The sequence below is a fragment of the Paracoccus yibinensis genome (assembly GCF_030846195.1).
Classification (GTDB): domain Bacteria; phylum Pseudomonadota; class Alphaproteobacteria; order Rhodobacterales; family Rhodobacteraceae; genus Paracoccus; species Paracoccus yibinensis.
The window spans coordinates 532618-550765 of record NZ_JAVCWH010000003.1 but is presented as its reverse complement, the minus strand read 5'-3'; the positions used below and the strand labels follow the sequence as shown (position 1 = coordinate 550765).

The 18148-nt window shown below is 65.2% G+C and carries 15 protein-coding genes and 1 tRNA gene; 7 read left to right on the top strand and 9 right to left on the bottom strand.

The window, feature by feature from the left end; all coding sequences use genetic code 11:
* Positions 1–52: 52 nt before the first annotated feature.
* Entirely contained in the window at positions 53–619 is a 567-nt protein-coding gene (gene rsmD / locus RAH32_RS09795; protein ID WP_306607552.1) for a 16S rRNA (guanine(966)-N(2))-methyltransferase RsmD, read from the top strand.
* 88 nt (positions 620–707) lie between these two features.
* Entirely contained in the window at positions 708–1070 is a 363-nt protein-coding gene (gene copM, locus RAH32_RS09790) for a CopM family metallochaperone (RefSeq protein ID WP_306607551.1), read from the top strand.
* A gap of 96 nt (positions 1071–1166) precedes the next feature.
* Here the strand turns inward: copM and RAH32_RS09785 are convergent, their stop codons facing one another.
* Positions 1167–2339 carry a pyridoxal-phosphate-dependent aminotransferase family protein gene (locus RAH32_RS09785; RefSeq protein ID WP_306607550.1) on the bottom strand — a complete coding sequence of 391 codons (1173 nt, stop codon included), beginning with the start codon at positions 2337–2339 and terminating at the stop codon, positions 1167–1169.
* Positions 2340–2553: 214 nt separating this feature from the next.
* Here RAH32_RS09785 and RAH32_RS09780 point away from each other — a divergent pair, with 214 nt between their 5' ends.
* Both RAH32_RS09780 and ygfZ read left to right on the top strand, forming a co-directional pair.
* Positions 2554–4221 carry an ABC transporter ATP-binding protein gene (locus RAH32_RS09780; RefSeq protein WP_373429702.1) on the top strand — a complete coding sequence of 556 codons (1668 nt, stop codon included), beginning with the start codon at positions 2554–2556 and terminating at the stop codon, positions 4219–4221.
* Positions 4218–4955 (top strand): CAF17-like 4Fe-4S cluster assembly/insertion protein YgfZ, encoded by a 738-nt coding sequence (ygfZ, locus tag RAH32_RS09775; RefSeq protein ID WP_306607547.1) that lies wholly within the window; start codon positions 4218–4220, stop codon positions 4953–4955. The genes RAH32_RS09780 and ygfZ overlap by 4 nt, the downstream gene beginning before the upstream one ends.
* Before the next feature lie 72 nt (positions 4956–5027).
* Here the strand turns inward: ygfZ and RAH32_RS09770 are convergent, their stop codons facing one another.
* Both RAH32_RS09770 and efp read right to left on the bottom strand, forming a co-directional pair.
* Positions 5028–5585 carry a hypothetical protein gene (locus RAH32_RS09770; RefSeq protein ID WP_306607546.1) on the bottom strand — a complete coding sequence of 186 codons (558 nt, stop codon included), beginning with the start codon at positions 5583–5585 and terminating at the stop codon, positions 5028–5030.
* A 64-nt stretch (positions 5586–5649) separates the two neighbouring features.
* On the bottom strand, positions 5650–6213 hold the full coding sequence (gene efp, locus RAH32_RS09765; RefSeq protein WP_306607545.1) for an elongation factor P: 564 nt from the start codon (positions 6211–6213) through the stop codon (positions 5650–5652).
* 349 nt (positions 6214–6562) lie between these two features.
* On the opposite strand from efp, the gene RAH32_RS09760 reads away from it, so the two are divergent.
* Complete coding sequence (locus RAH32_RS09760) at positions 6563–6889, top strand: DUF6280 family protein (protein WP_042251710.1); 327 nt, start codon at positions 6563–6565, stop codon at positions 6887–6889.
* A gap of 113 nt (positions 6890–7002) precedes the next feature.
* Here RAH32_RS09760 and RAH32_RS09755 read toward each other — a convergent pair whose 3' ends face one another.
* Together RAH32_RS09755 and RAH32_RS09750 are read right to left on the bottom strand one after the other, a co-directional pair.
* Positions 7003–7956 carry a 1-phosphofructokinase family hexose kinase gene (locus tag RAH32_RS09755; RefSeq protein WP_306607533.1) on the bottom strand — a complete coding sequence of 318 codons (954 nt, stop codon included), beginning with the start codon at positions 7954–7956 and terminating at the stop codon, positions 7003–7005.
* A complete protein-coding gene (locus tag RAH32_RS09750) occupies positions 7953–8360 on the bottom strand; it encodes a metallopeptidase family protein (RefSeq protein WP_306607531.1) in 408 nt (135 codons plus the stop codon). Before RAH32_RS09750 ends, RAH32_RS09755 begins: the two co-directional genes overlap by 4 nt.
* A 78-nt stretch (positions 8361–8438) precedes the next feature.
* On the opposite strand from RAH32_RS09750, the gene gltX reads away from it, so the two are divergent.
* The gene (gene gltX, locus RAH32_RS09745; RefSeq protein ID WP_306607529.1) at positions 8439–9764 is read left to right on the top strand and encodes a glutamate--tRNA ligase; all 1326 of its coding nucleotides are present in this window, start codon (positions 8439–8441) and stop codon (positions 9762–9764) included.
* A gap of 112 nt (positions 9765–9876) precedes the next feature.
* A tRNA-Met gene (locus RAH32_RS09740) sits at positions 9877–9953 on the top strand.
* A gap of 46 nt (positions 9954–9999) precedes the next feature.
* On the opposite strand, the gene RAH32_RS09735 is transcribed toward RAH32_RS09740, so the two are convergent.
* From RAH32_RS09735 to RAH32_RS09720, 4 genes are all read right to left on the bottom strand, one after another.
* The gene (locus tag RAH32_RS09735; protein ID WP_306607527.1) at positions 10000–10200 is read right to left on the bottom strand and encodes a hypothetical protein; all 201 of its coding nucleotides are present in this window, start codon (positions 10198–10200) and stop codon (positions 10000–10002) included.
* A gap of 192 nt (positions 10201–10392) precedes the next feature.
* On the bottom strand, positions 10393–12429 hold the full coding sequence (locus RAH32_RS09730) for a DNA/RNA helicase domain-containing protein (protein WP_306607524.1): 2037 nt from the start codon (positions 12427–12429) through the stop codon (positions 10393–10395).
* Positions 12426–12854 (bottom strand): very short patch repair endonuclease, encoded by a 429-nt coding sequence (locus tag RAH32_RS09725; RefSeq protein ID WP_306607523.1) that lies wholly within the window; start codon positions 12852–12854, stop codon positions 12426–12428. Before RAH32_RS09725 ends, RAH32_RS09730 begins: the two co-directional genes overlap by 4 nt.
* A 7-nt stretch (positions 12855–12861) precedes the next feature.
* Positions 12862–17958: an ATP-binding protein gene (locus tag RAH32_RS09720; RefSeq protein WP_306607521.1), complete on the bottom strand. Its 5097-nt coding sequence runs from the start codon at positions 17956–17958 to the stop codon at positions 12862–12864.
* Positions 17959–18148: the final 190 nt, after the last annotated feature.

Genomic DNA, 18148 nt, shown 5'->3' with positions numbered 1-18148 from the left:
TCCTCTGGGGGTCTGGGGGGCGAAGCGCCCCCAGCCACCGCGGGACGCAAGCATGAGGATCGTCGGCGGCACCCTGCGCGGGCTGAAGCTCGCCGATGTCGGTGCGGGCGATGCCGCCGCCCATCTTCGTCCGACTTCGGACCGTGTCCGAGAGGCGATCTTCAACCTGCTGGTCAACGGCACGCATGGAAATCCGGTCCCAAGCGCCAGGGTGCTGGATCTGTTCGCCGGCACCGGCGCCCTGGGGCTCGAGGCGCTGTCACGAGGGGCAGCCCATTCCGTCCTTGTCGATGATGGCGCCAAGGCGCAGACCCTGATCCGCAGCAATATCGCCAAGGCACGGCTGGGTGATGCCACCACCTTGCTGCGGCAGGACGCGACGCGGCTGGGTGCCAACCGGGATGTGCCCTTCGATCTGGTCTTTCTGGACCCGCCCTATGCGAAGGGACTGGGGGAACGGGCCATCGCCTCGGCCCTGGCTGGCGGCTGGATCGCGCCCGGTGGAGTCGTGGTGTGGGAAGAAAGCCGTCCGCCCCTGGTTCCGGCCCCCCTGTCCGTCATGGACCAGCGGCGCTATGGCGACACGCTGGTCACGCTGGCGCGTGCGCCCGAGGCATAGGGTCGCACTGTCGCGGATGTGATGCTTGCCTGCTTCCTGTGGCGCCTGGTTTGCGCCAGCCTGCAAGATGACCGCAAAGGAGGTTTCGATGACCGCATCCATCCGCCGGGGCTTCGCCCTTTCTCCGATCCTGTTCGCCCTTGCCTTTGGTGCCTATGCGCAGGACGACCATGCCGGCCACGGCACAGGGGGCGATGCCGCCCAGGCCTATCAGTCGGCAATGGAAAAGATGCACGGCGACATGCCGATGGAATCCACGGGCGATGCGGATGTCGATTTCGTGCGCGGCATGATCCCGCATCACCAGGGGGCCATCGACATGGCCCGTGTCGCGCTGGAACATGGCGACGACCCCGAGATCCGCAAGCTGGCCGAAGACGTCATTGCCGCGCAAGAGGCCGAAATCCAGATGATGCGCGACTGGCTGAAACAGCACGGACACGAAGAATAAGGCCATGATCAGCGGCGGTGGAGGCCGCAGCCTTCACCGCCGCGACTTCATCCAGGTCCACCGTTCAGTCCGGCTCGCGCCTGCTGACTGGCGGACTTATGCAGGCTCGGCCAGCACCCGGGCGGCGGCATCCAGCCCGCCCGGTCCGTGCGGGATGCCAAGCGCCGTCATGCCTGCCTGCATGGCCCCCAGCGCCGCCAGGATCATCCCTGCATTGGCATGACCCATATGCGCCACCCGCAGCGCATTCTCCGGCTGTTCGGCCCCCAGGCCCACGCCCAGCGTCACGCCGCAATGCGCCATCGTCCAGGCCCGCAGCGCGTCCGCCCCCGGCACGATCATCGCGGTGACCGATGCTGCGCGCGCAGCCGGATCGTCCACCGACAGGCGGATGCCCGTCTCGTCCTGGCCCCATTCGTCGGCGGCGGCCCAGACGGCGCGGGCCAGGGCCGCGTGGCGGGCCCAGACGGCGAATAGCCCTTCCTCGTCCAGGATCATCCGCAACGCCTCGTCCAGGCCGAAGATCTGCTGGACGGGGGGCGTGCCGCCCCAGAACCGCCACAGCGCCTCGGCATCCGCGCGCACATGCCAATCCCAATAGGGGGTCGTCAGCCGCGTCCGTCCCCGCGCTGCCGCCTTGTCGGAATACCAGACAAAGCAGGTACCGGGCGGGCACATCATGCCCTTCTGGCTGGCCGCGATCAGCACATCGACGCCCCAGTCGTCCATCATCATCGGCGCGCAACCCAGCGACGCGATGGCGTCGACCACCAGCAGGGCCGGGTGATCGCCCATGGCATCACGTAGCGCCGGAATGTCGGCCATGATCCCGGTCGCGGTGTCGATCTGGCAGACCATCACCGCCTTGATCGCGCCCGCCGGATCCTGGGCCAGCCGGGCCGCCAGCATGTCCGGGTCGGCCGGAAGGCTGCCGAAATCCAGCCGCTCGACGGCGACGCCCATCTGGTCCATCTGCTGCGCCCAGGACCGGCCGAAATGGCCCGAGGTCAGCGCCAGGGCCTGGTCCCCCGGATTGAACAGGTTGGCGCCCGCAGCCTCCCACGCGGCATGGCCGTTGCCGATATAGGGGGCCAGATGCGCCTGGGTGCCTGCCAGGCGCTTCAACTGCGCCATGACCGACAGGTTCAGTTCGGCCAGTTCCTCGCCATAGATGTCGGGCGAGGCGCGGTGGGCCGCGCGCAGCACGCGATCCGGCACGGGCGAGGGGCCGGGAATGGCGATCACGGGGCGACCAGCGGCAAGACTCATGGCGGTTACATGTCCTTCACATCCTGCAAGATCGCTAGTGCCCGCGCGTGCCAAGGTCAACGGTCCGCTGCCTTGCCGTTGCGGCCCGCGTCGGGCTAAGGCTTGGGCGGACAAGCGAAAGGCCCGGCCACCCGTGACAGACAGCAACCATCCCGCCGCCCTGACCCTGCTGCGCCGGTTCTGGACCGACTATCTGCGCGTCCATCGCCGCAGCATGGCGGGCGCCTTCCTGCTGATGACGGCCGAAGGATCCACGCTGGCCCTGATCTCGTGGATGCTGAAGCCGCTGTTCGACCGGGTGTTCGTCGGCAAGGAAGCGGGCGCGATCTGGTGGGTGGGCGGCGCGATCATGGGCATCTTCCTGCTGCGCGCGGTGGCGCTGGTGGCCAGCCGATCGCTGCTGTCGCGAATTTCGCTGGGCATCTCGACCACCATGCAGCGCGACCTGCTGGCCCATGTGATGACGCTGGACGGGCGGTTCTTCCAGCAGAATTCCCCCGGCGCGATGATCGAGCGGATCCAGGGCGACACCATCGCCGTGCAGGGAGTCTGGGCCACCCTGATCACCAGTGCCACGCGCGACGCGATCTCGCTGGTCATGCTGTTCGCGGTGGCGGTCACCATCGACCCGCAATGGACGCTGGCCGCGCTGATCGGCGCGCCGATCCTGATCGCGCCCGCCGCCCTGGTGCAACGCTATATCCGCCGCAAGGTGCGACAGAACCGCACCGAGGCCAGCGCCCGTGCCACCCGCCTGGACGAGGTGATGCACGGCATCGTGTCGATCAAGCTGAACCGTGCCGAGGCGCACCAGACCGAACGCTTTGCCCGGATCACCGACCGGATCCAGACGTCCCAGGTCAAGGTCGCCGCGATGGGCAGCCTTGTCCCAGCGCTGACCGACATCGTGACCGGGATCGGCTTCGTGGCCGTTCTGGCGCTTGGCGGGCGCGAGGTGATGGAAGGGACGCGCAGCATCGGCGACTTCATGTCCTTCTTCACCGCGCTGGCGCTGGCCTTTCAGCCGATGCGGCGCCTTGGCGGGCTGGCGGGGGCGTGGCAGACCGCCGCCGCCAGCCTTGAACGGGTCTATCAGGTCATCGACACCAGACCGCGTATCGTTTCGGGTGGGCGGACCCAGCCGCCTTCCGACACCACCATCCGATTGGACGACGTCTGGCTGACCTATGATGACAAGCCCGTCCTGCAAGGTCTGGGCTTCGTGGCCGAGGCGGGCCAGACCACCGCGCTTGTGGGACCGTCGGGGGCGGGCAAGTCCACGGTCTTCAACCTGCTGACCCGGATGGTCGATCCCGACCGCGGCAGCGTGACCCTGGGCGGCGTTCCGATCCAGGATTTCGATCTGGCCGTGCTGCGCGATCAGTTTTCGACGGTGTCCCAGGAATCGGCGCTGTTCGATGAATCCCTGCGCGACAATATCCTGATGGGGCGTCCCGATGCGGACGAGGCGGCCCTGCTGCGGGCGATGCAGGCGGCCCATGTCAGCGACTTTGTTGCCGCCCTGCCCAGCGGTCTTGACAGCCCTGCGGGGCCACGCGGAACGGCGCTGTCGGGCGGACAGCGCCAGCGCATCGGCATCGCCCGCGCCATCCTGCGCGATGCCCCCGTCCTGCTGCTGGACGAGGCGACAAGCGCGCTGGACACCGCCAGCGAAAGGCTGGTCCAAGCCGCGCTGGAGACGCTGTCGCAGGGGCGCACGACGCTGGTCATCGCGCACCGCCTGTCCACCATCCGCAACGCCGACAAGATCGTGGTGATCGAACAGGGCAGGGTTGTCGAACAGGGCAGCCATGCACAGTTGATGGCCGAAGGGGGCGCCTATGCCCGCCTTGTCGCCCTGCAATTCGGAGAGAACCCATGACCCGCCAGATCATCCGCATCACCGGCGAAGACCGCGTGGATTTCCTGCAGGGTCTGGTCAGCAACGACGTGCGCCGCGCGCCCTGCTGGGCCGCGCTGCTGACACCCCAGGGCAAGTATCTGGCGGATTTCCTGATCGTTCCCGATGGCGACGCGCTGCTGATCGACGTGGACGTGCGGCTGGCCGATGATCTGGTCCGGCGCCTGGGGATGTACAAGCTGCGCTCCAGGGTTGTCATCGAGCCGACCGACATCACGGTCGGCCGCGGCACCGGCCCTGCACCGGATGGGGCAATCGCCGACCCGCGCCATCCGGCGCTTGGCTGGCGGCTCTATGGCGGCTCGGGCGACGACGGGACCGATTTTGACGCGATCCGGGTCGAGAACCTCATTCCCGAAACCTTGGTCGAGCTGATCCCGAACGAGACCTTCATCCTGGAGGCCAGGTTCGAGCGTCTGCACGGCGTCGATTTCCGCAAGGGCTGCTATGTCGGCCAGGAAGTGACGGCCCGCATGAAGCACAAGACCGAATTGCGCAAGGGCTTGGCGCGCCTGCGGATCGAGGGCGAGGCCCCCGTCGGCACGCCGATCACGGCGGACGGGAAAGAGGTCGGCACCCTGTTCACCCAGTCGGGCGGTCATGCCCTGGCGCATGTGCGGTTCGACCGCATCGGGCCGGACATGCAGGCGGGAACGGCGCGGTTGGCGGCGGAGCAGGACGGGATCATCTTGTAGGGTGGGGTTTTACCCCACCTTTGCCGAGGTTGGTGGGGTAAAACCCCACCCTACGGGTCTGCGGATCCCGGCTTAGTCCAGCTTGCGGATCGGATCGCCCAAGTGCACGTCCCCGTCCCGTTCGACCGAACACAGGATTCCCCGCAGCCGCAGTTCGGGGTGGCCGGGGGCGGTGATCCAGTCTTTCGCGGCCTGCCCATAGCGGACCTTCCACTTAACGCAGCCGTCGTTAAAGACATCTGACACCCGCAGAACCGCCGTCCCGGCCTGCAACAGCGTGCCGGCGGGCAGGTTCGCTTCGCTGGTGTCCAGGTCGCAGATGATCGTGTCGCCGGGATGGGGGGTGTTCTCGCGGTCCAGCCAGACGGCATCCATCACCCGCCGCGGCAGGATCGAGACCTGGATGCGCGGGTCGGGCGAGCCGTCGGGCAGCTTAAGCCAGGGCGCCTTGCCCCAGCGTTCGCCGGGAATCCCATCCGCGCGGGTCATGACCAGCCGGCCGGGAAAGCTCCGCTGGTTGAAGCCGGGGCGAAAGCACAGGCAATCGGCCCGCGCATCATCCTTGGGCGCGGCCAGCACATGGGGCAGCGCGCGGGCCAGATCGCTGGCGGTGGCGTGAGTGGGCGTCATGGCAGGCCGGTCCCGGAAATAAAAACGCCCCGGACTGGCCGGGGCGCCTGGTCTGAAACAGGCTTCAGGCCCGTTCGCTGTATTCGAAAGCCTCGGTGTTGACGACGATCTTTTCGCCCTCGCCCACGAAGGGCGGGATCATGATGCGCACGCCGTTGTCCAGGATCGCGGGCTTGTAGCTGTTGGCGGCCGTCTGGCCTTTCACGACCGGCTCGGTTTCCGACACGGTGCAGGTGACTTTCTGCGGGATCGAAACCGACAGGGCCTCGTCGCCGTAATATTCAATGGTGGCGGTCATGCCGTCCTGCAGGAAGGGACGGCGGTCGCCCAGCAGGTCGGCGTCCAGTTCGGTCTGCTCGAAGGTCTCGCTGTCCATGAAGACCAGCTTGCCGTCGGATTCGTACAGGAACTGCTGGTCCTTCTGTTCCAGACGGACCTGTTCGACCTTGTCTTCGCTGCGGAAGCGTTCGTTCAGCTTGCGCCCGTCGCGCAGGTTCTTCAGTTCGACCTGCGCGAAAGCGCCGCCCTTGCCGGGCTTGACATGGCTGACCTTCACGGCGGCCCACAGGCCTCCGTCATGCTCCAGCACGTTGCCGGGGCGGATTTCGTTGCCGTTGATCTTGGGCATGGAAAACTCTTTGCGGTTCGGGAAATTCCCGCCGTCCGTGTTGAACGACGCTATGCCGCCCCTATATCGGGGCCTTGTGTCCGAGGCAACCAAATCGGTTTTGCGGGGTTGTCAAGGCGCGAACCGGGCCGAACCCGGTCTAATCATAGGCTGTAATTACAGATTTCACCGGTTTTTTACACGACATGCGCTATCTGCATGGGAGGTATGCGGCCAGAGGAATACCGAATCGGCGGGCAACTGGGCTAAGCAGCAGCACCGTCAGAGAAACGGAAACAATAATGATGGGTTGGCATCATGCCGCCCACACGGCTGCTTATCCTTGCAGCCTTGAAGATGGACGAATGATATGCGCGATTTTGTTGACGGATCGGCTTTTAACTTCGAACAGGGGCAACGCGCCCGCAAGCTTTTTGCAGCAGTGGTCCTGGCCGCGCTGGATGACGCGATTGCTGATGACAAGAAATACGGGAATGGCCCCGAACAGATTGCCCGCTGGGCGCGGTCGCGCGACGGACGCGAGGTTCTGTCCTGCGCCGGCATCGACCCCAACGAACGCGTGGTCAAGGGCTTGATGGAATTCGTATCCAAGGGTGTGCGCACGTCCGTCGCGCTGTCGCGCGAGGAAAGCGAACGCCGCATGGCCGCCGAGGCGGAGGAAGCCGAGGCCGCTTGACCGGCTCCAGATCGGATGGAAAAGCCGCCCAGCCGGGCGGCTTTCTGTTTTCCGGGGGGCCGCATGTTTACGGACTGTGATCCTGGCAAAGGCTGACAAACCGCGCAGGGCTGTCAAAGCCGCGTGATGATCCGTTCGCCATAGAAGCGTTCCACATCCTCGGCCCGGCACAGGTCCGTGGCCGGCGTCATCACCGCGGCGGATGCGGCCGCAGCGCCAAGCGCGAGGGCCTCCTCGACAGGCCAGTCGCGCGCCATGGCCAGCACGAAGCCCGCGACGAAGCTGTCCCCCGCGCCCACCGCGCTGACGACCTTGACGGGGGCCGATGCGGCGTGCCAGGCGCCATCCGCCCCGGCGATGACGGACCCGTCGGCACCGCGCGCCACGATCACCGACCGCGCCGCGCCGTCCTTGACCAGTCCGGCCGCGAAACCCGCGCTGTCCTCGCGCGAGGGCAGGGGACGGCCCGCCAGCTCCTCGGCCTCGTGGCTGTCCATGCGCAGCACATCGACGGGGGTCGATGATCCCGCCAGCACGCGCAACGCCTCGCCCGAGGTGTCGACCAGCAGCCTTGCCCCGCTGTTCTTCAGCCGGACGGTCAGCATCTGCTCGAATCCCGCCGGGACGCCCGGCGGGTTCGATCCCGACACGACCACCCAGCCCCCGGCGCGGGCGTTTTCGGCGATGGCCTGGGTCATGTCGGCCACATGCGCCTTGTGCCATTCCGGCCCCGGCAGGACAAAGCGGAACTGCTTGCCGGTCGAGCGGTCGGTCACGGCCAGCGACTGCCGCGTCTCGCCCGGGGCGGTCAGGCGCACCAGGGACAGCCCGTCGGCCTTCAGCATCTCGGCGATGCGCGTGCCCGTAGCCCCGCCAAGCGCCACCATCGCGGTCGATTGCCCGCCCATATGCCCGATCGCACGGCTGACATTGATGCCGCCGCCACCCGGATCGGCCACCGGCTTGTCGCAGCGCAACTTCAGTTCCGGGCGCACCTCGTCCGCCGCCGTGGACAAATCCAGCGCCGGATTCAGGGTCACCGTCAGGATTGGGGCCTGCGACGTCATTCCCACCACCGGTCGATGCTGGCGATGTCGTCGTCGGACCAGCCGAAGTGATGGGCCATCTCGTGCGTGACGACGTGGCTGACCAGTTCGGCCAGCGTTATATTGCCGCGCGATGCCCATTCGTCCAGCAGAGGACGGCGATAAAGCCAGATGATGTCCGGCTGCTCCGGCTGGTCGGATACCGACTTTTCCGTCAGCGGAATGCCGTCGTAGATGCCGGTCAGTTCGAACGGATCGTCGATCTGCAACTCGTCCAGGACTTCCTCGGGCGCGAACTCGGCCACGTGGATCGTGATCCCTTGGGCATGGGTGGCGAATTCAGGGGGCAGGGCGGCCAATGCGTCGCGCGCCATCGCCTCGATCCTGCCTGCGTCGGGGGCGGTCAGGGTGGTCCAGTCGGTCATCCGCTTCTCCTGCATGGTGGCCCTGATATGGACAAGAATCGCCGTCTGTGAAAGAGCAAGGCGAACAGGAGACGTGCCATGACCACCACCCGCTTCGCGCCCTCGCCCACGGGCCATATTCATGTCGGCAACCTGCGGACTGCGCTGTTCAACTATCTGATCGCGCGCAAGGCGGGGGGAACCTTCATCCTGCGGCTGGACGATACCGACCAGGAACGGTCCAAGGAAGAATATGCCGACGGCATCAAGCGCGACCTGGAATGGCTGGGCCTGCACTGGGACCGCGTGGAACGCCAGTCGCTGCGTCTTGATCGCTATGCCGAGGCGGCGGACCAGTTGCGCGGGACAGGACGCCTTTACGAGGTCTTCGAGACGCCGACCGAACTGGACCTGAAGCGCAAGAAGCAGCTGAACATGGGCAAGCCCCCGGTCTATGACCGCGCCGGGCTGAACCTGACGGATGCCGACAAGGATCGCCTGCGGGCCGAGGGGCGCGAGGGATACTGGCGCTTCATGCTGGACCAGGAACGGATCGAATGGACCGACGGCATCCTGGGCGACATCTCCATCGACGCGGCGTCGGTCAGCGATCCTGTGCTGATCCGTGCGGACGGGCAGGTGCTTTACACCTTCGCCAGCAGCGTCGATGACACCGACATGGCGGTGACCCATATCGTTCGCGGTGCGGACCATGTGACGAACACCGCCACGCAAATCCAGATCATTCGCGCGCTTGGCGGCACGCCGCCGTCCTTTGCCCATCATAGCCTGCTGACCGGCGCGCAGGGCGAGGAACTGTCCAAGCGCATCGGCGCCCTGTCGATCCGCGACCTGCGCGAAGCGGGCGTCGCCCCCGAGGCGCTTTTGTCGATGATGGCGCGCCTGGGTTCCAGCCAGCCGGTCGATTTGAAGATGACACTGGACGACCTGGCCGAGGGGTTCGACCTGTCGCAGTTCGGCGCCTCGCCCACGAAATTCGACGCCGAGGATCTGTGGCCGCTGACCCGCGAACGGAACCAGGCGCTGCCCTTCGAGGCCGTCCGCGACCGGATCGCCGCGCTTGGCGTGCCGGAAGATCTGGCCGAACGGTTCTGGACCGTGGCCTCGCAGAACATCACGAAGCTGGACGATCTGGCCGATTGGTGGACGATCTTTTCGCAAGGGGCCGAACCCCAGATCGACCCCGAGGATGCGGACTTCATCGCCCAGGCCATGCCGCTGTTGCCGCCGCCGCCCTATACGGACGCGACCTGGGGTGAATGGACCGCGGCGGTAAAGGACGCGACCGGCCGCAAGGGCAAGGGCCTTTTCATGCCGCTGCGAAAGGCCGTGACGGGCCAGGCCCATGGTCCCGACATGGCCCAGGTGATGCCGCTTTTGCAGGTGGTCAAGGCGCGCGGGTAACGGGGGCTTTCACCGGAAACATGACCGCCGCCGGTCCTGGGCGGCGTTTTCATTTCTTTGACGAATACCGCTTGACGCCCCCCGCGCCACCCCGTAAATCGCCCCCACCCGTGGCGGAGTAGCTCAGCTGGTTAGAGCAGAGGAATCATAATCCTTGTGTCGGGGGTTCAAATCCCTCCTCCGCTACCACATCTTCGTAAGATTGTGCTTCAAAGCAATGCATTAGGCGGGATGCTTAGATCCTACCCCACATCTTTTCCCACATTGCGTTTACTTGGCTTGCGCACCGGGTGCGCATCATGAGGCCATTGGCTTCGAGCGCCCGCAGGGTGTCGTCGATGGCCCCGCCGGTGAAGGAGCGAAGCACCCGCCGAAACGCGTCATCCTTATCGTCGCTCGGTGCCTTCTTGACCCTGTTGTTGACAATCCTGCTCATGACCACGCGCTCCCGGGCTTTTCCATTCGCCGAAACGTATCAGCGGGGGGCGAAAACCCGTAAGCGCCGACACGGAAAACCGGTTCAAGGTCGTGGGAAGTGAATCGATGCGGTACTGCTTCAAGCGGCGTTGACGTTTGTCCGCACCTGCACTTACTCACTTGCTGTGGCTGATGGGCGCCTAGCTGCCTGTCAGGTCGACTTAGCTGGCCGATCAGGGCAAGGCAGCATTGTGGCGCCAGCGCCCACGAGGGCCGTCGCAATCGCGTCGAACTCGTCAGGGTCTCGCGTCGCATCCTCCGCATTGCCCAGGGGAACGTGGATGACCAATCCGGCACGCGCCCTGGTCAACAGTACGCGGTAGGCATTGATGCGGAACCTACGCTTTTCCTCAATCCCGATTCGCGTCCACCTCGGCGCGCTCATGCGCCGCGGCGTCCAGCCCTCGCTGGTCCAGACCAGATCGCCACCCCACGTCAGACCTACGAAATCAAGCTCTAGCCCCTGGCAGCCAAACTCGCTCAAAGGAATCTCGAGCGCGCCGGCGCTCCGGAAATCAGTCCATGGTTTCAGGAACCAGTGCCCTATCGCTTCGAGTTCGTTCGAGCGCGGTGTGGGCGGCAGGCCCTCGGCGGGCAGCCGGACCGCCCCTGCGCTCGCGAGCAGACCAACGGAACGCCCGCCTCGCCGGCGGTCCCGGAGCCATTGACGAGCCATACCAAGGTCTCGAGTAAGCCAGGCGGGCGGCGCGCCCATCGTCCTTGCGATTCGCGCGGCTTCGGCAATGTCGCCCGCGAGAAGCGAGGCGACCCACCGCCCCTGGTCGGGGCTCCGATATGCACGCAATCCGTTCGACAGGTGCAGGCTAGGCTCTACGACGAGCGTGCACGGCATTTCGGCACCCGGTTCCACGAGGCCGGGACCTGCGACGTCTGACCCTCCTTCAATTGCCTGCGGTGCCGCGACAACATGCCAGTTCCGGCCGCTGGAGGCGGCATGCCGCAGCGCAGCTCCCCAGAGTGGCAGGCCGCCTTCGCCACGATTGATCTCCTGGCCGGGCCCGACAAGGCAGACGAGGCATGCCCAATCGAGGCGGCCAAGTATCTCTAGGAACAATGTAGGCTCGGAGCTTGGGCGCCCCATCAGTTCCTCGCCGACCTTCTCGTCCCAGGCGCGCTGAGCCTCGTCGAACACCACAACGCATTCCGGCGGTGGCGCACCATCAGAATGTTCTTTGAGGAAGCCGAGCAGGTTCTGGATGGAAGAGCTAACCTCGTGGCGCGCCTGCGCTTTGGTGATTTCGCCGCGCGACGCCCGGTCGGTCGCGAGTGCCTCAGTCAGGACATACACCAGTGGCCGGTTCCCAGAGAGCAGGGCCGCCGGCCTGTCGCTAGATCGGTTCCGCAATGCAACATCCAGGCCTAGGAGCGTCTTGCCTGCACCGGGCGATCCGGTGACGAAGCAAACAAGGTGCAGGCGCTCCCGTTCCGCACGCTCGGCGAGGGACAGCAAGGTTGCGCCGGCCTGCTGCAGCGTTGCATCGGCGGCATCCCCCCGGCCGATCTCGGCAATGCCATGTCCCGCGTACAAGGCGCGAGCGGCTTCGACGATCGTGGGAGTCGGGCGATAGGCAGACGAGTCGAAGGCTTCCACCGAAGCCATAGCGCCACCCGCACCAAGTGCTTCCGCAATGCGCAGCGCGCTAGCTAGGCCGCTTGCGTCCGTGGCAATGGCGTCGGCGACCCCATCGTGGACGATCAGGGCATTGGCCACCTGGGGATGCGGGACGGCATGCTCGGCGCAGAGGATGGGCACCACGATGAGCGACTGGCTAACCTCGTGAAAGTCTCGCAGCATTAGGGCATAGTGCTCGACCTGGAGCTGGTCGGCCGCTTCGAAGCGTTTCGCGCCAATCTTGAACTCCACGATCGCCGCGGACCCGGGGAGCAAGATGACTGCATCCATGCGCTTGCCAAGCCGGAGCATCGGCGCCTCAAGTAACACGCCCCAGTTTTGCGCCCGCTCGCCGCCCGCTGCGAGCGCCAGCCGCAGAATTTCGATCTCGCGCTCCCACGCCCGCACTTGCTCGGCTTCCGCCGCAGCATGGAATCTGACATGACAGCTCGCGAGTTGACCGATGATCGCCTTAGGATTTGCATCGAGGAAGGCCCGGGCGGACCCGTGCCAGAACGCTCGCGGTCGGGGCGAAGGTTCAATGACGTGGGTCATGCGCTGCCTGCCCGGATCAGCCCTGCCAGCCGCTCGGCGGTGGCCCGCGTACGAATGCCTGATTGGAGCTCGCATTCCCAGGTGATGAGCACGCGCCATCCCATCGCTTCGAGCTGAGCCGACACCCGTGTGTCCCTTGCGACATTGCGGTCGAATTTTTCTTGCCAGAAGGGCGTGTTGGATTTCGGGGTGGTGCAGATGCTGCAGCCCTGGTGTCGGTGCCAGAAGCATCCGTGTACGAAGACGATTGTGCGATGGCGTGGAAACACAAGATCCGGTTTGCCGACTAGCTTCTTGTTACCGAGCGTGTATCTTAGGCCAAGCCTGTGCAACTCACGACGCAAGGCCAGTTCCGGGGCGGTATCCGACGAGCGGATCCGCGACATTCGCTGGGAGCGTTCGCTTGGTGAGAGGAAGTCAGCCATCCGCCCGCTACTTGCCAGCCGTGAGCTCGTAGAACGGTAATCCCCGAACAACGCGGCCTGGCGAGTCGAACGACTTGTATAGACATTGGTGGTTTGCGAGCGCCTTCACCTTTTCCGCCAACTCGACGGCGGAATTTGCAAGGCCGAGAGCCGACAGCTCAGAGGGGGTGACATTCGGTACTTTGTGCACGAACCAAGTAAGCAGCGGCTCCCGGTAGTCAGTGGCATTCACCTTGAAGTGACGCAGGTATTGCGACGCGAGGATGATGCCGCAGCCAAACTCGCGGCCTTGCAGGAGCAACTTTCGGAGGACGTCAAACTCGTACCGCATGATGTTGTCGGCTTCGTCGACCAGCAGGTAGGAGTCGATGACGCGCAACTGGGGATGGGTGCCAAGGAATGGCCGCTTGGGCGTCTTGAGCATGTTTTCGTAGAACATATTGAGCATCACCGCAACGAGCATGTTCTTGCTGCGGTCGTCCTGGCCAAAAGCATCTAGTGACACGACCACGACACCCTGGAGGAACTGGTCGAACCCGATGCACCTGACCGGGTCGCGCTCGAACACCTCCATGTCGACCAGATCGTCGATAATTGCCATGGGCGAGTCCGACTTGCCCTCGAGAAGGCTGGCATAGGCGGCATGGACATCGTAGATGGTCGGGGCCGAGCTTGGCGTAGACTCGTAGGCCGAGCGCACGGCGCGCTTGAGCTTGTCGCGCTGGACCGGCCCGATGCCCGAGTAAATCTTATCCAGGACGTCGGCGAAAAACCTGAATCGATCGAGCCACGGGGAGATGGCGTCGCCGATAGCGGACGTATCGAACAGGTTCAGCGGCAGGTTCTGCGGCTTTACGACGCGGGCGCCGGTGGCCGCGACGAAGTCGGGGCTGCTGTAGTCCTTTTTATAGTCGAAGATCAGCATGCGCGGCCGGACGCCACGGTTGGCATCGGTGGCCGAAGCGATCTGGTAGACGAGGGACTTCAGCAACTGCGTCTTGCCGGTGCCAAGATCGCCAACCACACCCATGTTGAGCTGGTTCAGCCTTGTGTCGGACAATGAAAGAGACAACTCGCGCTTTTCGAAACCATCGACGGTGCTGCCGATCCGCAGATGGATCCCGCGTTCGCTGCCGTCTCCCAGTCCCCGCGCCGGATCCGTAGTCTGGCTCGTCACGGCTCCGCCACCTGCGCCGGCGGACTCGTCGTAAGCGCCATCGTGCCCAGTCTGCATGGCCGCCGAAGGCCCGCCTTCCCCCCTTGTATTAATGGGCACTAGGTCGATGGCCAGGGCCGCCATGTGGCGTTCGACCGGGAAGAGCTGCCAGTCACCGACCTTCGCCTTGATGCTGTCGTATAGCGCCTGGGCGTCCCCCGCGACAATGCGGCCGGCATCGGCGGCAGCAATGACAATCGTCTCCTCGAAACCGTCATTGTCGCGATCGAGCGCATCGCTCATCGGGGAGTCGTCGACCAGGAGCAGTCGGCCGCGTTCGTCGACTGTCACGCAGCTGTCGTCAGCAAGGATCGCCGACGCGATCTGCTCGTGCAGTGCCGACCAGTCGGCGCCGGAGCCGGCAAGGTCCTCGTGCTGGCTATAGACCCGCATGCCGAAGCCGATGATCGAGATCAGCAGGTGCTGATACGAAAGGCGCCAGACAGACAGAGTGTCGTCGCGCGACGCGAGCTCCGATAGCAAGCCGGACAGCGATTTCGCCTGGTCCAGTGCATCGCGCGAGGCATTCGGCGAGAGGACCGAGCCCAGCCGGCACTTTACTTCCACAGGTACTAGATGGACTCGCACGCCATCCAGCCCGACCGCGGCGCTCACTACGAGCAGGTCAGGTCGCGAGAACCCGCCTTCCGAACGATCCCGGTTGAGAACTCGCGCAAGGTCGTCGAGGTAGCTGCGGAACGGGTCGACAGGAACCACTAGCGCGATCGAGGGCTCACTGGTCGTGCCACCGATTACCGGGACCAGGCTGTCAGTGCTCGCGGCGGACCGGAAGCGATCCTGCAGCAGGCGTGCCGCGACGAAGAGGCCCAGGTCCCCGGTTGCGCCGGAGTCTTCGGCCGAAAGTCCCCTGATGGTAGGAATGCCTCGCCGCGCTACCTCTAGCAGTATCTGGTCGATTTGGTTGTGATCAAGGCCGTCGCAGCCTGGAAGCCTCGCGAGTGCCCGCTTCAACGCATCGCGGTCGGAGGGCTTCACCCTGGAAAGGAGATAATAGCCATTTGTGTCGCCGGCGCGCTGAGAATAGGAGGGAAGGTCGTAATCCCACAGGTAGGACTCCGGCAGCCAGCCTCCGAGAAAGCAAGCCGGGTCAATCGCCGAGGACGATACGGCGACGAAGTCCGCCTGCCTGCGCTCGAGCATGTCGCCTATGGCGTGGACGTTTGGCGCGAAGCGAAGGCCGACGGGTTGCGTCGGCGAGCTTTCCAGCTGGGTAACGCATGCAGCAACCTTGTCAGCAAGCGGATCCCCCACGGGTCGGGCCGGCCGTGACTGCCGGGTTTCGCTGAGGAAATAACTAGGTAGCTGGCGCCGTACTCGATGGCGGATGAGTGCGCCTGCGCCAAGTGCAGACAAGGCGGGGGTTTCGGCCGTGTCTGGCTCCGACGAATCCAGTTGGGCTATGATGCCAAGGTCGATGCTCTTCGCCTCAGGGTGCTTTGAGAACCACCGCACATGGTTAAGCGTGTCCTCGGACAGGTTGGCGATTGTCGCGTCGTCCGGCTGCGATGGGCCGTCGCGCATGTCAAAGACATCCAGGCGCCGCGGCCCTGTATTTGCGAGTCGCACGGACTTGTCTGCTTCAGCGTAGCGCCCCGAGGACCACTGCACGAGGCCATCGTTGCATGCGTCGGTTGCACCGCCCGCGCTGCTGATGGCGACGCTCAGCGACGGCTTTGCGCAAAGGACATTGGAGACGTCGTCGAGCGCCCTGCCGACCTGGGCGGCGCTAAAGCCTGCAGATATGCCGCCGATGGTGATCCCGAACGTCGCCCCGAAGGGCGCTGCCCTAGAGCGATCTGCCAGCTCGCGCAAGCGCCGGCCGTTCCAAAGGACGGACCAATAGTCGGTGTTGGATTCGACCGCAAGGAAAGGCACTAGCTCGATGCCCTCGGGTGACACCAGCGGCATCTGCAGTATGTCAGGCACGATGCCAGGGGCGAGGATGCCGGCCGCTGGGCATGGCTTGGCGCTCAGTGCGGCGTCGTCTAGAATTTTCTGGGCAAGCGCATGCCAGGCCAGACGGGCGGGATGGAGCGGCGAGAGCAGGATGGCATCGGGGCTACGGGCCAGTGTCCGCCCACCTGGCTCGAGTGAGGCAACAACCACGACGTCGCTCCAGCGAGCGACTTCCGGGCTGCCTTGAAGCCAAACCGAGTAAGCATCGAGGTATTTCTCGACGAGCGCCTGGAATGCCGTGTCCTGCCGGAGCCACTCTCCAAGCGGCGCCGCCTCCACCAGCCGCGATTGGTCGTCGCCGCCGCGGACCAGCCGGGCAATTGCCTTGCGGGCTTCGACAAAGGCCGCAGGCGGATCGAACTGACTCGCCGGGGGGCGTGGGTCCTTGTGGTAGCGACCGGCAGAAAGGATCCGGCCCATCTCGTCCGTCCAGTTAGGCTGAATCCAATGATCGCCATAGTCCTCAGCAAGCACGATGGGCAGGTACGAGCGAGCGACATTCTCGTCCTGGAGCAACCAGCCTTGGAGCGTGCTTGTCCTGGCGCTCCGGTTGAGCTGGACGACCGGCTTTGCCCCCGAGGGTTCTACCTGTCTCCGGTTGACCATAATGAGGCGCTCGAATTCGCTGTTGCAGCCTTCCTCGACCACGTCGTCGCAGGACAGGAAGACGCGGCAAGTCTCGGTAGCCAGCTTGCCGTCAGTGGTCGTCCGCTTGAATGGCAGGTCTAGCTGGTACGATCCGTCGACCTCCACCTCGATCTGGTAGAGGCCGGGTCGCACTTCACGGGCGGGAAGGGTTTGTCGCTCGTCGCTGCCATGCTCGCTGCCAGCGACGCCTGTCGCCGCTCCCTCGATCGAAGACCCGGGGGACAGGAACACGAGGAGCTCGTACCTCCCCGGCCCAGGCAAGGTAATTGATGACTCCCAGTTGGCCCCGCGCGTGCGGCGGGCGGGTGCCTTTGGCGGCGTCACCTTACGGGCCGTTCGGCACCCCACGAAGATGCCAGACGCCAGCGTTGCAAGCGAGACCACCTTAATGGAGGCAGTGCGGAAGTTCTCGGCGCTGACCTTGTACTGGATAGGGGTGCGGTGCACTGGGGGGGCGTCGTCGACGAAATCCGCTCGGCCATCGACCAACACTGCAAGAGGGAAGCCATTGGCCGACCGGCCGGGCGATCGCTCTAGCGAGACGTCCACCGGCGTGCTATCGGTGTTAGTCGCGCTGATTGATATCTCTACCTGTTCCTCGACCAGCAGCGGTATTCCACGTGATGGCGGAAGAAGAGGGTTGGAGCACTCGACTCGAATGTCTCCGACGATCTCAGGCTCGTCGTCCAACAGGGCCGCCCAGGCCTCGGCGGTAAGTCCCTCCCACCAGGCTGGCGCCGGCGGCAGTTCAAGCTCGCCCCATGGGGCATAGAATGCCTCGGGCGATCGATCAAGCGCGGTTAGCGCCTGACAGGTCGACCGAATGTGGGAAAGAAACGCATCGATCCACGCGCGCTTTTCGTCGTTGGCCTGCTCGTATACGCCGGCGAGGCCGGTGGAAAATCCGTCGGACAGGGCGGCCGCGACACCGTCGAGGCTCGCGTGCTGCTGTCCTGCGACAAGGCGCCCAGTCTCGCTGGGCGGAACGCCGCACGCAAGGCTGAAGCGGTTGGCCGCACTGGCTGGGTCAGCGGAAGCTTCGAACACCCGGGCGACGAGGCGCCATGCAGCGACCCGGCTGCCGGGACTTGGATCCACGTCGTCGAAGGCTCTGCACGCGCGGGCCACGATCGTACGGGCATCATCGTGCTGCTTCCCGTCTAGCCTGGCCTGGGTCAGCGCATGCTCGATGGCGTCCTGGAGGAAGGCGTCCGACCACCACTCCTCGAAGGAAACGTTCGCGCCGTTGCTGCCAGACATCATGCCAAATTCGTCGGTCGTCGACGTGACCGAGCGGATAGCGTGCTGGCCTGGGGGGACCAAGGCGAGGAAACTGGCCGCCTGGGGCGAATTGCGAAGATCGAGGAGGTGGCCCTCGTCGCATCGCCCCGAGGCTCCGCTGGCCGGATTCGCTTCACCTGGGCCTAGCTCCGGGACCTGGAGGAGCACTGGG

Coding starts and splice junctions, on each gene's coding strand:
- copM (WP_306607551.1), top strand. CDS start 708: ATGACCGCATCCATCCGCCGGGGCTTCGCCCTTTCTCCGATCCTGTTC.
- rsmD (WP_306607552.1), top strand. CDS start 53: ATGAGGATCGTCGGCGGCACCCTGCGCGGGCTGAAGCTCGCCGATGTC.
- RAH32_RS09780 (WP_373429702.1), top strand. CDS start 2,554: ATGGCGGGCGCCTTCCTGCTGATGACGGCCGAAGGATCCACGCTGGCC.
- RAH32_RS09760 (WP_042251710.1), top strand. CDS start 6,563: ATGCGCGATTTTGTTGACGGATCGGCTTTTAACTTCGAACAGGGGCAA.
- gltX (WP_306607529.1), top strand. CDS start 8,439: ATGACCACCACCCGCTTCGCGCCCTCGCCCACGGGCCATATTCATGTC.
- RAH32_RS09770 (WP_306607546.1), bottom strand. CDS start 5,585: ATGACGCCCACTCACGCCACCGCCAGCGATCTGGCCCGCGCGCTGCCC.
- ygfZ (WP_306607547.1), top strand. CDS start 4,218: ATGACCCGCCAGATCATCCGCATCACCGGCGAAGACCGCGTGGATTTC.
- RAH32_RS09725 (WP_306607523.1), bottom strand. CDS start 12,854: ATGGCTGACTTCCTCTCACCAAGCGAACGCTCCCAGCGAATGTCGCGG.
- RAH32_RS09730 (WP_306607524.1), bottom strand. CDS start 12,429: ATGACCCACGTCATTGAACCTTCGCCCCGACCGCGAGCGTTCTGGCAC.
- RAH32_RS09785 (WP_306607550.1), bottom strand. CDS start 2,339: ATGAGTCTTGCCGCTGGTCGCCCCGTGATCGCCATTCCCGGCCCCTCG.
- RAH32_RS09755 (WP_306607533.1), bottom strand. CDS start 7,956: ATGACGTCGCAGGCCCCAATCCTGACGGTGACCCTGAATCCGGCGCTG.
- RAH32_RS09750 (WP_306607531.1), bottom strand. CDS start 8,360: ATGACCGACTGGACCACCCTGACCGCCCCCGACGCAGGCAGGATCGAG.
- efp (WP_306607545.1), bottom strand. CDS start 6,213: ATGCCCAAGATCAACGGCAACGAAATCCGCCCCGGCAACGTGCTGGAG.
- RAH32_RS09735 (WP_306607527.1), bottom strand. CDS start 10,200: ATGAGCAGGATTGTCAACAACAGGGTCAAGAAGGCACCGAGCGACGAT.
- RAH32_RS09720 (WP_306607521.1), bottom strand. CDS start 17,958: ATGATGTCTGGCAGCAACGGCGCGAACGTTTCCTTCGAGGAGTGGTGG.